The sequence below is a fragment of the Rhodoferax sp. GW821-FHT09E07 genome (genome assembly GCF_059416145.1).
In genome coordinates, this window is sequence record NZ_JBWKOP010000007.1 from 146368 (window position 1) to 159758 (window position 13391).

Consider the following 13391-nt stretch of genomic DNA (forward strand, 5'->3'; position numbering starts at 1 on the left):
CTAAAAATTAACGGGGGAAGGCAGCCAAGTTGCCTGCGTCCACGTTGAGGATGTTGCCGGTGGATTTGGCTGCGAGTTCGCTGGCCAGGAAGTAGGTGGCCTCGGCAATGTCTTCGGGGAAGACGCTGCGCTTGAGCATGGAACGGTCGCGGTAAAAGGCTTCGAGTTCTTCCTCGCTCACCTTGTTGGCCGCAGCACGTTCCTGGCTCCAGGTACCCGTCCAGATTTTGCTGCCACGGATGACGGCGTCGGGGTTCACCACATTGCAGCGAATGCCCAGCGGTGCGCCTTCGAGCGCAAAGCTGCGCGAGAGCTGGATCTCGGCGGCCTTGGCCGCGCAGTAGGCCACGGCCTGGTTGCTGGCCACCATGCCGTTTTTGCTGGCAATGAAGACCATGGAGCCACCCACGGCCTGCGCCTTCATGAGGCGGAAGGCTTCACGACCCACCAGGAAATAGCCTGTTGCCAGAATGCTCTGGTTGCGGTTCCACAGCGCGAGCGTGGTGTCTTCCAGCGGGGCAGCAGAGGCAATGCCCGCGTTGGACACCAGAATGTCCACACCACCGTATTCGATGGCGGTACGGGCATAGGCCGCGATGACCGACTCTTCGCTGGTCACGTCGCAAACCACACCGCGCACCACGTCTTTGCCAAACTTCTTGGAGAGTTCGGCCACGGTGGACTCCAGCGCGGCGGCATCGATGTCAAGCAGCACGGCGCACACGCCCTCTTGCAACTGACGCTCCACAATCGCGCGGCCAATGCCACCAGCGCCGCCGGTGACCAGGGCTACCTTGCCGACCAGGGGCTTGGCCTTGGGCATACGCTGCAGCTTGGCTTCTTCGAGCAGCCAGTACTCGATGTCAAACGCTTCCTGCTCGGGCAGGCCCACATAGGTGTCAATCGCGTTCGCATCGCGCATCACGTTGATGGCGTTCACATAAAACTCGCCAGCAATGCGGGCCGTGGCCTTGTCCTTGGCGATGGCCACCATGCCGATGCGGGGCAGCAGGATGATGACGGGGTTGGGATCGCGCAGCGCCGGGCTGTTGGCGCGCTTGCAGCGTTCGTAATACGCGGTGTAGTCGGCGCGGTAGTCGGCCAGCTTGCTGGCGATAGCCTTGGACAGTTCGGCTCCGCCCAGGTTGTAGACCGATTCGTCCAGGATCAGCGGCTTGATCTTGGTGCGCAGGAAGTGGTCAGGGCAGGAAGTACCTAGAGCCGCCAGGCTTTGCAGCTGCTGGCTGTTCACAAACTCCATCACCACGGGCTGGCGGTCCACGTGCAGCAGCTTGTGGCCGCTCTGCGAGGCCTGGCCGCGCAACACGGGAAGCACGCGTGCCAGGATGGTGTCCTGGTCGGCGGCTTCCAGCGACACTACCTTGGCGCCGCCAAAGGGCACGGCCTTGCGGGCTTGGGCTTGCGCGGCGAGCCAGGTTTGGGCCTGCTCGATCACGGCCACGGTGTTCTCGTAGCAGCTGCGCGAATCATCCCCCCAGGTGAACAGGCCGTGGCCACCGAGCACCAGGCCCTTGAGGCCGGGATGAGCCGCTACATAGCGTTGCAGTTGCAGGCCCAGCTCGTAGCCGGGACGGCGCCAAGGCAACCAGCCAATGGTTCCGCCAAAGGCTTCTTTCGTGATGGCTTCGCTGTTGGCCATGGCGGCGATGGCGATGACCGAATCTGGGTGCATGTGGTCCACATGCGCAAACGGCAGGTAGGCATGCAGGGGTGTGTCGATGCTGGCGGCGCGCGGGTTCAGGTTGAAGGTGCAGTGCGGCAGGTAGCCCACCATCTCGTCTTCAAAGTCGGAGCCGCGGTAAATGCCTTGCAGCGCATTGAGCTTGTCCATGTACAGCGTGGAGAAGCCATCGAGCTTCATGGAACCCACGTCGCCACCCGAGCCCTTGACCCACAGCACCGACACATCCTTGCCGGTCAGCGGGTCCTTTTGGTTGATCTTGGCCGAGGTGTTGCCACCGCCATAGTTGGTGATGCGCAGGTCGGAGCCCAGCAGGTTGGAGCGGTACAGCAGCAGGTTGGGTTGGTCCAGCTTGGCGGCGTGGTCCTGGTTCCAGACGGGGAACGGGACGGGTTGGGAGCGAGTGGTCATGGGCAATGCAGTTACGAAGAATTGGTGTAACTGTAGGCAGGCAAAGCTATAGGCACAACGCAGACTTTTTTATGAAATCGATCAGAAAGTCTGATAGATGACTAGAATGCGCCCCAACCCATGCCTCCGTACCCGGCCACCCGGGAAGCACACGGGGATCAGCCGCCCAATCCCTAGGGAAAACACCGATGAAAACTCGCTCCACCGCCTTAGCGCCCGCACGCAAAGCCCTAGGGAAATCCCGCAGACTTCCGGTGGCAAACCCTGAGCCACAGAGTGGGAAACGCGACCTGCGGCTCAAAAACCTCACGCTGCGCCAGTTGCGCCTGTTCGAGGCCGTGGCTACGCAGCTGAGCTACTCACGGGCAGCCGAGCAGATGAGCGTGACGCAGCCCGCCGTGTCCATGCAAGTGCAGCAGCTGGAGGCCGAGCTGGGCCTGCAGCTGCTGGTGAAGGCGGGCAAAAAAGTGAGCCTGAGCCAGGCCGGCGAAGAGATGCTGCGCCAAGCACGGCGCATCCTGAACCAGGTCACGATCGCAGAGGAGGCTATTGGCGCGTTCCACGACGCTGCCGGCGGCCATGGCGGCCTGCTGCACCTGGGTGTGGTGTCATCGGCGCACTATTTTGCGCCGGCCCTGCTCATGGCGTTTGCCGAACACTGGCCCGGTGTGAAGTTCAAGCTTACGGTGGACCGGCGCGAGACCATTCTCGCCATGCTGCAGGACCACCAGCTGGACGTGGCGATTGCAGGCTATCCGCCATCCGAAGCAGATGTAGAGGCCGAGACCTTTGCGCAGAACCCCCACTGCGTGGTGGCCGCCGCCAACCACCCGCTGGCCAAGAAACGCCGCATCCACTGGGATGCGCTGCGCGACGAACCCTTTATCTTTCGCGAGCCAGGTTCCGCCACGCGGCAGTTTTTTGACCATCTGCTGCAGGCCCAATCACTGCCGGTGCGGGTGACCATGGAGCTATCGGGCAACGAGACCATCAAGCAAGCCGTGATGGCGGGCATGGGCATCAGCTTTCTGTCGGCCCACACCTTCCAGGTCGAGATCGAGGCCGGCAAGCTGGCCGTGCTGCACATGGAGGACATGCCCAAGATGCTGGACTGGTGCCTGCTGCACCGGCGCGACTCGGCGCTCAGCGGGGTGAATGGGGCCTTTCGGGAGTTTGTGCTGGAACACGGCCCGCGGCTGGTGCAGTGCCGCATGTAAAACAAAAACGGGAGCCCGAAGGCTCCCGTACCGAGGTGGATCGCTGAGCCGTACTTAGCGGTGCAACACGTCGCGGATCGTTGCGGCCAGCTCCTCTTCCACAAACTTGGCGATGTAGGCATCGGCCCCCACGCTTTTCACATGGCTCTCGTTGGTCGACCCGGTGAGCGATGAGTGGATGATGACCGGGATATGGTTGAAGCGGCCATCCTGTTTGATGTTGCGCGTGAGCGTAAAGCCGTCCATTTCCGGCATTTCCAGGTCGGTGAGCACCAGGGCCACCTTGTCCTTGATGGACTTGCCTTCGGCCGTGGCCGCAGCCTGCAGGACCTGCAAGCGCTCCCAAGCTTCCTTGCCAGTCTTGGTCATGATGTAGGGCACATCCATGGACTTGAAACCCTTTTCGATCATCATGCGGGCCACAGCCGAATCGTCGGCCGCCAGGATGACCTGGCCTGGCTCCAGCCGGAGCTTGGGGATGCCCTTGGCATCTTCCAGCTTGACTTCCTGGGGCATCACGTCGCGCAGGATTTGCTCCACGTCCAGCACCTGGGCCAGGCGCGTGTTTTCAGCGGCACCATCCAGGCGTGCGATGCTGGTCACCAGCCCGCCGCCCGAATTTTCGGCCGACAGCACATGCTTCCACTCCAGGCGCACGATTTCATTGACCTCTTCCACCGCAAACGCCTGGGTGGTGCGCGCAAACTCAGTCACCAGCAGAATGCCCAGGCCCTTGGTGGGCTTGCAGCCCACCACCATGGGCAGATTGATCACGGTGATCATCTGGCCGCGGATGTTGGCCACGCCCATCACCTCGGGTGGCGAGTTCACCATGGCGGTGATCTCGGGCATCACCAGAATTTCGCGCACCTTGAACACGTTGATGCCAAACAGCTCGCGTCGGTCGTTATTGGCGGCCTCCCCCAAGCGAAACAGCAACAGTTCAAACATGCTGTTGGCGGCCAGGTTGGTCCGCTCGTCAATCTCGCGCATCTCTTTGCTCATGGGGTCCGTCCTTTTGAAGGCTTCAAGGTTGCTGTGCTGCCATGGTAACGCCATCCAGCCTATTTCGGCCAGAGCACCCACATCTGCAGCGGCTGGCGCATCCGCCCGGCCAAATCGCCCGCATCGGCGCCCCAACCCGCGAAGTAATCGGCACGCACAGCCCCCGTAATGGCGCTGCCTGTGTCTTGGGCCAGCACCAGTTTTTGCAGGTTGGTTTGAGGCCCAGGCGAGGCAAGCCACACGGGTGTGCCGTAGGGAATGCTACCCGGGTCCACTGCGATGGAGCGTCCCGGCGTCAGTGCAACCCCCTGCGCGCCACGGGGGCCAAATCCGGCCTCCAGATCGGACAGGGTTTCTTCCTTGAAGAAGACCACGCGCGGGTTGGCCCACAGCAACTCCTGCTGGCGCCCCGGGTTTTGCACCAGCCAGGCCTTGATGCCAGGCCAGGAAGCGTCCTTGATCAGGCCCTGGTCCAGCAGCCAGCGGCCCACGCTGCGGTAGGGCTGGTCGTTGGTACCGGCATAGGCTAGGCGCACCCAGCGTTGGCCACCGTCGGCCTGGGTCATGCGCACCCGACCAGAGCCCTGGATCTGCAGCACCAGGGCATCCACCGGGTCGGCCATGTAGGCCAGGACCCGGCCCTTGAGCGCGGCTTGGGCCTCCGGCAGCGTGTCGATTTCCTGGCGCGTGTACCAGGGTTTGCGCTGGGCCAGCGTGGCCGGCGGTTGGTACAGCGGCACGCTGAATGCCGCGCTGGGCACGCGGCTGGCTTCAATTACAGGCTCAAAGTAGCTAGTCAGCAGCCCCGTGGCCTCGCCTTGCGACGACTCCACACGGTAGGGCTGCAGGCGCTGCTGCATCCAGGCGCGCTGCTCGTCAGCGGTACCGATGCTCAGGCGCCGTACTTCCGAGCACAGCGCGGCCAGCGGTGCCTGCGGCTTTTCACAGCTCTTGATCCAGGCGTTCCAAGCCTCGAACAGATTGTCCTGGCCCCAACCGGGCAGCTCGGTCCAAGGCACGGGCACCCAGCGTGCCCGCGGCTGCGCCAGCGTGCCAGGCACCACCGCGGCGGCTGGCGCAGCCGCCCGCGGCGTCTCCACCGGGGCCGGCTCCTGCAAAGACACACTACCGCAGGCCGCCAGCATTCCTACAATGGCAGCTATTGCGCACCACGCCAGGACACGAACCATGACATTGCTACTGCTGGAGGCCCTGGGGGCCGGACTGATATTCATTGCCATCATTTGGTGGACCATGTTTTCAGGCCGCCAAAGCGGCGAACTACCCGAGGACCACCGGGACCAACCCACCGACACCGCGCCGAAATAAAGGGCTCAACAAGACCGCCAGCCCGCGCAATCATTGCGCAAGCAGCTACTAATTTCATAGCAAACTGCATCACAGCACACGGTGCTGCAGCGAAGGCAGCTGTGAACGGCACTGCTGCAGACGCGCCGAATCCAGCTCGGCCAAGACCACGCCAGCCCCTTGTGCCTGCTCAGCCAGCACCTGGCCCCAAGGATCGATCAGCAGCGTCTGACCCCAGGTGCGCCGTCCGCTGGGATGCACACCGCCCTGGGCCGCTGCGGCCACAAACGACAGGTTCTCGATGGCACGGGCGCGCAGCAGGACTTCCCAGTGCGCCTGCCCGGTGACATGGGTAAAGGCGCTGGGCGCGAGGATCAGGTCCACTCCCCTCTGCGCATAGGTGCGGTACAGCTCGGGAAAGCGCATGTCGTAGCACACGCTCATACCCACCTGCCAGGTGTGGCCGTCATGGGACGGCAGCGCAAATGTCATAGGCGTACTTCCACGCTCCAACACACGGGATTCGTCGTAGCTCTCCACCCCGTTGTCGTAGCGAAACAGATGGATCTTGTCGTAGCGCGCCACGCACTGGCCCTGGGGGTTGAAGGCCAACGAGCTGTTGAACACCCGGTCAGGCTGGCCTGCACTCAGCGGCAAGGTGCCCGCGACGATCCAAAGACCCAGGTCGCGTGCCGTCTGCGCCAAAAAGTCCTGCATGGGTCCGCTGCCAAAAGGCTCTTGGATAGCCAGCTTGTCGGAATCCCGCTGGCCGATCAAGCAAAAGTACTCTGGCAGCACCGCCAGCTCAGCCCCTCCCTTTGCGGCCTGGGCGAGCAATTTGCCGGCCTGGTCAAGGTTCTCCGACAGCACGCCGGTGGACACCATCTGGATGGCAGCAACTTTCATGGCAACACTCCTGGATTCATCGACACACGCGCCTCAGCGGCGCTCCACCTTGGTGACACGCGGCTCCAGCCAAGTGCCGTCTACCGTGAACTCCTGGGTCGCCGCATTCACCAGCGGACCCCGCAAAATCAACTGGGCCAAAAACGTGCTCAGCCCCACCACAGGGTTGACGATGCTGGCAATCACCGAGGCACTGCCCGCGTTGATTTCGGGCACCACCACCACACGCAGGCTCTGCGTCTCCTTGGCAATATCGGCTTGGCCTTCCATCAGCACCGCAGCATTCACGCCCTTCATCTGCAGGTTGGAGGTGCGCGCAATGCCCTGCTCAATGGCGATGTCACCCCGGAAGAAATCAAATGCAAAGCCCTCGCTGAACACATCGCGGAAATCCAGCGTCAGACGGCGTGGCAACGACTGCAAGCTCAACACCCCCAGCAGCTTGGCAATGCCGGGCTCGGCCTTGAGGAACTGGCCGGTCTCCACATTCACATTGAATTTGCCGGCCATGCTGGGGTAGTCCACGGTGAGGGGGGAGCCCAGCCACGCCACCTGGCCCTCCACCTTGCCCTTGCCGCGGCGCACCACGCCAGTCATGCCAAAGCGGTTCAGCAGCTCACCAGCATCGTTGATGTCGAGCTTGAAGTTCAGCACGGTACGTCGGCGTTCACGCGTGCTGCCGGTCGCGCCGGCGCTGTTCATGTTCGCCCAGTTGCCGCTGGCGGTAAGGCTGGCCTCGGGCGTCTGGATGTTGAAGCGGTTCAGGCGCCATTCACGGGCTCCGGTGGTACCCAGGTTCACGGCCTCGATGTCCACCCGACCCAGCTTTTTGCCGCGCAGGTCGAAGTCTTCCACCTCAATGTCCAGCGCCGGAATGCTGCTGGGCTGTTCGTCAAGCAGGCTTTCCACATCTTGCGCCGTGCTTTGGCCCACGGCCAACCGCGCCAGGCGGGCGTACAGGCGTCCCGCGTTGCTGCCCGTGGGCTGGCGGTATTCGACATAACCACTGAGCTCCGTCGCATCCAGATTGGCACGCCAGACCAGGCCGTCGCGCCCACCACCGACCACCACGTTGTTGAGCTTGCGGCCCGAAAGCGTAAGTTCACGCGCGCGCACCGCCATCACTGTGGGCATGTAGCCCATGAGGGCAGACGACCCAGATGCCGCTGCATTGCTGGCGGGGCTCCCACCCGTGGTGCGGTTCAGTACCTCGGTCCAGGCATCCAGGTCCACACCTGGCACGTTCAAGTTGGCCACTACCCCCTCGTCGGGCAGCGGCGCCGACTCATCGGCCGCCAGCCCCACGCCAATGGCACCGCGCAACACGCGCGCATCGCTGCCAGAAATGTCGCGCTGGTAAATCACGGATGCCAGGGTACCCACGCTGAGTTGCAATTGGTCTTGCAGGCGCAGCGCAGCACCTGCAGCCTGCGGGGTGCGTAGCAGAGAAGTTTCCAGTCGCACAGGCAGCGTTGCTTCCGCCGTCTTGGCAAACGGGGCCGGCAAGCTGAGCGCCATACCGGTCAGCGAACTGCTGATCTGCAGCTCCGGCACGCCATTGCGCAGCCCGAGCACAGCCGTGTAGGCGGCGGACCCGCTCGCATAGCCCGCCAGGCGCGTGGCCAGGCCCAGCTCCTTGGCCTGGCGCAGGCCCTCAGCCGTGGCCGTGCCCTGCATACGTAGCACGGGCGCAGCAGCCACGCGCGTGGCCGCCGGCACCGGTGCGGCGCTGTGCATGTTCAAACCGCCCTCGATACGTACATCGCCACCCAGTGCGCGGGCTTGGGTGCCAGTGACCGTGAAGCCTGATTCCGTGAAGGCCAGCGTGCCGCGGGCACGCGTCAGGCGTGGAGTGTCTGTGGTGATTTGCAACTCGTTGCCGGCCAGTGTGACCTGCCCCTGCACCGTCGTGCGGTTGACATCGGTGATCGGTACACCCAGTTTGAGGCGGTAGTCCGCATTGCCGGTGGCCGAGGCCTTGGCCAGCACACCGCCCAACATGCCGCCCAGCGGCGAGGTATTCACAATGCCCAACACCTCCGCCACGGGGCCGCTGGCCTCCGCGTTGACAGCCAGCGTGGCGCCATGGAACAGGTGGTTAATGGTGGCGTCGGCCTTGGTGATGCGCAGACCAGCGCTGTTGGCGAAGCCCCCCTTGGCACCGTTGACCTGCAGGGTTTCATGGTCAATGACCAGCTCGCCCGACAGCTGGGACAGCACCGGCCAGGGCAGACTGTCCTTGGGCAGCAAAAACGCGGGGGCAAATGCAAAGCTGGCGTTTTGCACATTGCCAGAGATGCGGAAGTCGCCCTGTTTGGCATCGGTGAACGGGAACTTGGCCAGATCCCCCTTGACCTTGAACTTCACCCCATTCGCCACACCGCCCACGATGGCGGTTTGCAGGTAGGTGCGGACTTCTTTTTCGATGACGTTGGGCAGGTAACGGTACAGCTGCGTGCCACTCACCTGGCTGGCCGTCCCCTGCAAATCCAACACACCGGGATAGCGGCTATGCGCCTTGGCGCCTGCGGGGCCGGGGTCGGCGGTTTGCCACTTCACCTGCAGATCGGCCTGGCCGTCGGCATTGCTGAAATGCAGGCTGGGAATACTGAGCTTGAGATCGTCGCCTTTGCGCGTCCACTCGATGGCGGCACTCAGCTCATCCACAGCGATCACGGGTTCATCCATCACCCCCAGCAGGTCCAACACCCCCTTGTGCATCGCCACACTGGCTTTGCCGCCCAGCTGGTTCAGGTCAAAGTCCAGGTCCGCGCCCTGAAAGCCTTGCGTTGGCACACCGTCCCGCGTGCCCGCGCTGAGCGCTAGACGCACCACCCGCCCTTTGGCCGCATACACACTGGGCTGCTCGGGCGAGCCCTGCCAGCTGGCCTGCAGGCTCTCCACCAGGCCCTGAGGGCCGAAGTACCCCATCTGCGCACGCAAGGCCTCGTCCAGTGGCAAGCGCTTGGCGATTTCGCCCATCGCCGCCAGGTCCAGTCGATCCGCCGAGAACTCGCCACGCGCCGGCGTCCTGGCGCCCGCCGCAAACAGGGCCAGACGCACATTGCCACCGGGCCAGTGCAAACCGTCCTGCGTATCAAAGGCCAGGGACTCGGTGGACACCTCAAAACCGCCATCCAGGCGGCGAGCGCCCAGGCGACCGGCCACCCGGGTCAGGTTCAACGGCCCCAGCTTGGGGTCCACCGTGGCCTCGACGTCGCGCAGTAGCACGTCGGCCGTGGCTCCTAGAAAGCCGCCCCGCACCACATCGGCCCATACACGCAGGCTGCCCACCCCCTTGGCCACGTCCACACCCACATCAGCATAGGGACGCAACAGCGACACATCGACGTGCGTCAGGTTGGCGTACAGCTGACCGGTCCAAGCGCGCCAGTTGCCCGCATCGGCCGAAAGCAAGGGCTGCTTGAATACGCCCATGACGCTGAGCCGCTCGCCCCACTGCGGGGGTGGGTCGGCATCCAGGCGCAGTGCGTGGGTATGCAAGCGGTTGCGCAGCACCACATCCACATTGCTCAGCGCCAGCGGCGGAGCGCCACGCAGCTCATCAGTCCAGCGCACCGTGCCGTGGCGCAGCGCCACCTCGGTCTGCGAAAACACCCAGTCGGCCGCGGCGGTATCGGTGCTGTCGCCGGCGGGCAGCGGCAGTCCGGCAATCCAGACCTGGCCATCCACAGCGCGGCGGATGTCCAGCACGGCGCCGTCCACATACAACTGCTCAAAACCCAGGTTCAGCAGCGAGTGGGGCGACAGTGCGGCAATGACCGAGGGGAGGCGCAGGGCTTCACGGCCCTGCGGGTCCAGCAAGCGCACATCGGTCAGCTCCACCGAGGGAATCAGGCCATTGGATTTGGTGTCAATGGCGCCAATGCGCACCGTCACGCCCAGCACGGTGGAGGCCCGTTGCTCCAGCCACGGGCGAAGTTCGCCAATTCGCGGCACAATCAGAAAATGCAATCCCCCCCACACCACGGCCATCGCGATCCATGCTGATGCCAGCAAGCGAAGCGCCCATTTCGCGCTCACGGCAAGCGCTTTGAGCCAAGGCGAAGGGACAGGTGTCAAATCATTCATCGTGCATCGGGACTATGTCAGGAATTATGACCCGCATTGAGTCTTCCCCTTGGGCGGAGGGCTCCCGCTTTGGCCAGCGCATTCGGCGTCGCTACGAGGCACAACGCTCCCTGTTACCTCCCGGAATCCCGGACCGTGCGACGCTGCAGGCGCTGTACCAAGCCTTGCGCGCCAGCCAGCCCGATGCGGCTACGGCCCTGCGCATCACGCGCCAGCTGGTGCTGGAGCGTCTGGTGGAGCTCGATTGCGGTGGGCTGGCCGACCTGACCCACGTGACCCGGGTGATGACCGAACTGGCCGAGTGGGCCCTGGACGTGGCCTACCGCGAAAGCTTTGCCACCCTGCAGGAAGTGCATGGTGTGCCCCAAACCCCCCAGGGCGCGCTGTGCCAGTTGTGCATCATTGGCATGGGCAAGCTGGGTGCCCGCGAACTCAATGTCTCCAGCGACATCGACCTGATTTATGTCTACGACCAGGACGGCGATACGGCCGGTACTCCGGAGGGCCGGGGCCGCATCTCCAACCAGGAGTTCTTCGCCAAGATGGTCAAGGCCATCTATGCGCTGGTGGGAGACACCACCGAGCATGGCTTTGTGTTCCGCGTGGACCTGGCCCTGCGCCCCAATGGCAACTCGGGCCCGCCCGCCGTGTCACTGGGAGCACTCGAAGAGTACTTCCATGTGCAGGGCCGCGAGTGGGAGCGCTTTGCCTGGCTCAAAAGCCGGGTGGTCGCCCCCCAACAGGCCATTGGCTCCAGCTGCGCACAGCAGCTGCGCGGGATCGTGGTGCCTTTTGTGTTTCGCCGCTACCTGGACTACAACGTGTTCGACTCCCTGCGCGGGCTGCACCGCCAGATCCGCGACCATGCCTCCAAGCGCAGCGCAGGCCGCCCCGAGCGCAGCAACGATGTGAAGCTGTCGCGCGGCGGCATTCGGGAAATCGAATTCACCGTGCAGCTGCTGCAGGTGGTCCGCGGTGGCCAGTACCCCGAGCTGCGCACCCGCCCCACGGTGAGCGCGCTGCAGCGCCTGGTGGTGGCCGGGCTGATGCCGCAGGCCACGGCCGACGGCCTGGCGCAGGCCTATGTATTTTTGCGCCTGGTGGAGCACCGCATCCAGTACCTGGACGACCAGCAAACCCATGTGTTGCCCACCGACGAGACCGATCTGCGCTGGATTGCCAACACGTTAGGGCTGCACGACGGCTGTGCCCTGCTGCAAACGCTGGACCTGCACCGCGAGCTGGTGGCACAGGAGTTTGACGCCCTGCTGGGCGGCGCCCCCTCGGAATGCCGCGGCGGCAGCTGCGGCGGCAAGGGCGCGGGTGCCACGGCCAGCGACCTGGACACCGTGCTGGAGCAGCTACAAGGGCTTTTCAAGGAGCGTGTGGCCTCCTGGCGTGAGCACCCACGCGTGCTGGCGCTGAAAGAGGAATCGCGCGCGCGCCTGGGCCGGCTGGTGCTGCGCACCGGCCAGTGGCTGGCCGAGGGCCGCGTGGCGGAGGATGCTGCCGTGCGCCTGGTGGACTGGATGGAACCGCTGCTGCGCCGCGAGAGCTACCTGGCCATGCTGCTGGAGCGCCCCAAGGTGCATGAGCGCCTGCTGCGCATGCTGGGCGCCGCACGCTGGCCCGCGCGCTACCTGCTCAAGCACCCGGGCGTGATCGACGAGCTGGCCAGCAATGCGATTCTGGAAGAACGGTTTGACGCCACGGCCTTCGAACAGGACCTGGAGCGCCGCATGGCCTCGCTGCAGGGCAGTGCGGAAGACGACGACGAAGCGCTGCTGAACCTGCTGCGCCGCGCCCACCACGCCGAGGTGTTTCGCACACTGGCGCTCGATGTGGAGGGCGTGCTGACCGTGGAGCAGGTGGCCGACGACCTGAGCGCGCTGGCCGAGAGCGTGCTGCGCGTGACCACCCGCTGGTGCTGGGAGCGGCTGAAGAACCGGCACCGGCCCGACCACCAGTTCTCCATCATTGCCTATGGCAAGCTGGGTGGCAAGGAGCTAGGCTATGGCTCGGACCTGGACATCGTGTTTGTCTACGACGATGCTGACGAACGCGCTGGCGAGGTCTACGCTGCACTGGTGCGCAAGCTCATCAACTGGCTGACGGTGAAAACCGGCGAAAGCGACCTCTACGAGATTGACACCGCGCTGCGGCCCAATGGCAACTCCGGCCTGCTGGTGACCAGCTTTGACGCTTACGCCAACTACCAGCAGCAACGCGGCAGCAACACCGCCTGGACTTGGGAACACCAGGCCATGACACGTGCCCGCTGCGTGCTCGGCACGCCGGCCTTGCAGGCCCGCTTTGACGCCGTGCGCGCCGCCGTGATTGGCGCCGTGCGCGAGGAAACCGGACTGCGCCAGGAAATAGGCAGCATGCGTGAGAAGGTACGCAGCGCCCACCCCGTGAAAGGGACACAGTTTGATGTGAAACACAGCCCTGGCGGCATGGTGGACATCGAATTTGCGGTGCAGTTTCTGGTGCTGTCACAGGGCTGCCGCCACCCCGAGCTGCTGGACAACGTGGGCAACATCGCCCTGCTGTTACGCGCCCAGGCCTGTGGCCTGCTGCCGGCCCCCGTCGGCGAAAACGCGGCCCAGGCCTACCGGGTGCTGCGCCAGATCCAGCACAAGGCACGGCTCAACGAAGAGCCCACCCAGGTGGACGAAGCAGCGGCGCAGCAAGAACGCGCCGCAGGCCTGGCGTTATGGACTGCCGTGTTTGGCAGTTCGTGAGAATTT

8 protein-coding genes are annotated in these 13391 nt (G+C 64.4%); 3 read left to right on the forward strand and 5 right to left on the reverse strand.

Going from position 1 to position 13391, the window contains the following annotated elements; translation table 11 throughout:
- Nucleotides 1-7: 7 nt before the first annotated feature.
- Nucleotides 8-2113, reverse strand: a complete 2106-nt coding sequence (locus AC07OE_RS15085; RefSeq protein ID WP_495071396.1) for a bifunctional rhamnulose-1-phosphate aldolase/short-chain dehydrogenase — start codon at nucleotides 2111-2113, stop codon at nucleotides 8-10.
- A gap of 254 nt (nucleotides 2114-2367) precedes the next feature.
- Here AC07OE_RS15085 and AC07OE_RS15090 point away from each other — a divergent pair, with 254 nt between their 5' ends.
- Complete coding sequence (locus AC07OE_RS15090) at nucleotides 2368-3330, forward strand: LysR family transcriptional regulator (RefSeq protein WP_495071397.1); 963 nt, start codon at nucleotides 2368-2370, stop codon at nucleotides 3328-3330.
- Nucleotides 3331-3384: 54 nt separating this feature from the next.
- Here the strand turns inward: AC07OE_RS15090 and AC07OE_RS15095 are convergent, their stop codons facing one another.
- Complete coding sequence (locus tag AC07OE_RS15095; RefSeq protein WP_495071398.1) at nucleotides 3385-4335, reverse strand: chemotaxis protein; 951 nt, start codon at nucleotides 4333-4335, stop codon at nucleotides 3385-3387.
- 59 nt (nucleotides 4336-4394) lie between these two features.
- On the reverse strand, nucleotides 4395-5525 hold the full coding sequence (gene mltA / locus AC07OE_RS15100; RefSeq protein ID WP_495071399.1) for a murein transglycosylase A: 1131 nt from the start codon (nucleotides 5523-5525) through the stop codon (nucleotides 4395-4397).
- Between mltA and AC07OE_RS15105 the strand changes: the two genes are divergently transcribed.
- Entirely contained in the window at nucleotides 5524-5664 is a 141-nt protein-coding gene (locus AC07OE_RS15105) for a hypothetical protein (RefSeq protein ID WP_495071400.1), read from the forward strand. The two genes, mltA and AC07OE_RS15105, sit on opposite strands and share 2 nt — an antisense overlap.
- Nucleotides 5665-5733: 69 nt before the next feature.
- On the opposite strand, the gene AC07OE_RS15110 is transcribed toward AC07OE_RS15105, so the two are convergent.
- Both AC07OE_RS15110 and AC07OE_RS15115 read right to left on the reverse strand, forming a co-directional pair.
- The gene (locus AC07OE_RS15110; RefSeq protein WP_495071401.1) at nucleotides 5734-6549 is read right to left on the reverse strand and encodes a carbon-nitrogen hydrolase family protein; all 816 of its coding nucleotides are present in this window, start codon (nucleotides 6547-6549) and stop codon (nucleotides 5734-5736) included.
- Nucleotides 6550-6582: 33 nt separating this feature from the next.
- The gene (locus tag AC07OE_RS15115) at nucleotides 6583-10593 is read right to left on the reverse strand and encodes a YhdP family protein (protein WP_495071402.1); all 4011 of its coding nucleotides are present in this window, start codon (nucleotides 10591-10593) and stop codon (nucleotides 6583-6585) included.
- 74 nt (nucleotides 10594-10667) lie between these two features.
- On the opposite strand from AC07OE_RS15115, the gene glnE reads away from it, so the two are divergent.
- Nucleotides 10668-13385, forward strand: coding sequence for a bifunctional [glutamate--ammonia ligase]-adenylyl-L-tyrosine phosphorylase/[glutamate--ammonia-ligase] adenylyltransferase (gene glnE / locus AC07OE_RS15120; protein ID WP_495071403.1), 2718 nt, complete (start codon nucleotides 10668-10670; stop codon nucleotides 13383-13385).
- The last annotated feature ends 6 nt before the right edge of the window (nucleotides 13386-13391 follow it).

Coding starts and splice junctions, on each gene's coding strand:
- AC07OE_RS15085 (WP_495071396.1), bottom strand. CDS start 2,113: ATGACCACTCGCTCCCAACCCGTCCCGTTCCCCGTCTGGAACCAGGAC.
- AC07OE_RS15095 (WP_495071398.1), bottom strand. CDS start 4,335: ATGAGCAAAGAGATGCGCGAGATTGACGAGCGGACCAACCTGGCCGCC.
- AC07OE_RS15105 (WP_495071400.1), top strand. CDS start 5,524: ATGACATTGCTACTGCTGGAGGCCCTGGGGGCCGGACTGATATTCATT.
- mltA (WP_495071399.1), bottom strand. CDS start 5,525: ATGGTTCGTGTCCTGGCGTGGTGCGCAATAGCTGCCATTGTAGGAATG.
- AC07OE_RS15110 (WP_495071401.1), bottom strand. CDS start 6,549: ATGAAAGTTGCTGCCATCCAGATGGTGTCCACCGGCGTGCTGTCGGAG.
- glnE (WP_495071403.1), top strand. CDS start 10,668: ATGACCCGCATTGAGTCTTCCCCTTGGGCGGAGGGCTCCCGCTTTGGC.